1 protein-coding gene is annotated in these 760 nt (G+C 72.1%); it reads left to right on the top strand.

The genetic code is table 11. The annotated features are described in order from the left end of the window. The first annotated feature begins 78 nt into the window (after window positions 1-78). Window positions 79-741 carry a DUF4097 family beta strand repeat-containing protein gene (locus tag HT134_RS44305; protein ID WP_175606507.1) on the top strand — a complete coding sequence of 221 codons (663 nt, stop codon included), beginning with the start codon at window positions 79-81 and terminating at the stop codon, window positions 739-741. Window positions 742-760 lie beyond the last annotated feature (19 nt).

Here is a 760-nt window from a genome sequence, read left to right as displayed (position 1 = left end):
TGTCAGGGCGGCGACGGCCCGGTATCAGAACGGTCGGCGATGGTTGATCTCGAAAGAACACAGCACAAGGAGCACACCATGCAGAAGTTCGACACCGCCGCCCCGATCACCGCCGTCCTGGACATCCCCGCCGGACGCGTCCAGATCATCGCCGCCGACCGCGCGGACACCACCGTCGAGATCCGGCCCGCGAACGCCGCGAAGAGCCGCGACGTCAAGGCCGCCGAGCAGACCACGGTCGCCTACGCCGACGGCGTCCTGCGGATCGAGACCGCGACGAAGAACGAGTACTTCGGCCCCTCCGGAGCCATCGAGGTGACCGTCGAGCTGCCCGCCGGCTCCCGGCTCGAGGCCAAGACCGGCAGCGCCGAACTCCGGACCGTCGGCCGCCTCGGCGACGTCGCCTTCGACGGCGCCTACCACCAGATCAAGCTCGACGAGACCGCGAGCCTGCGCCTCACCGCCACCGACGGCGACGTCGAGGTCGGCCGCCTGGGCGGCCCCGCCGAGATCAGCACCGCGCGGGGCGACATCCGCATCGCCGAGGCCACCGGCGGCAAGGTCGTGCTCCGCACCCAGTCCGGCGACATCTCGGTCAACGCCGCCGCCGGCGTCTCGGCCGCCCTGGACGCCGCCACCACCCACGGCCGCATCAGCAACGCCCTCAAGAACGACGGCGCCCCCGAGCTCGACATCCACGCCACCACCTCCCACGGCGACATCACCGCCCGCAGCCTGTGACCCGCGCCAGGTGGCCGGG

It is taken from the genome of Nonomuraea rhodomycinica (assembly GCF_013363995.1).
In the GTDB taxonomy this organism is placed as follows: Bacteria; Actinomycetota; Actinomycetes; order Streptosporangiales; family Streptosporangiaceae; genus Nonomuraea; species Nonomuraea rhodomycinica.
The sequence above is the reverse complement of the archived record's forward strand: the minus strand, read 5'-3'. Positions and strand labels throughout refer to the sequence as shown.

Bases quoted from the DNA above. Each gene is read 5' to 3' on its own strand.
- HT134_RS44305 (WP_175606507.1), top strand. From the start codon at position 79: ATGCAGAAGTTCGACACCGCCGCCCCGATCACCGCCGTCCTGGACATC.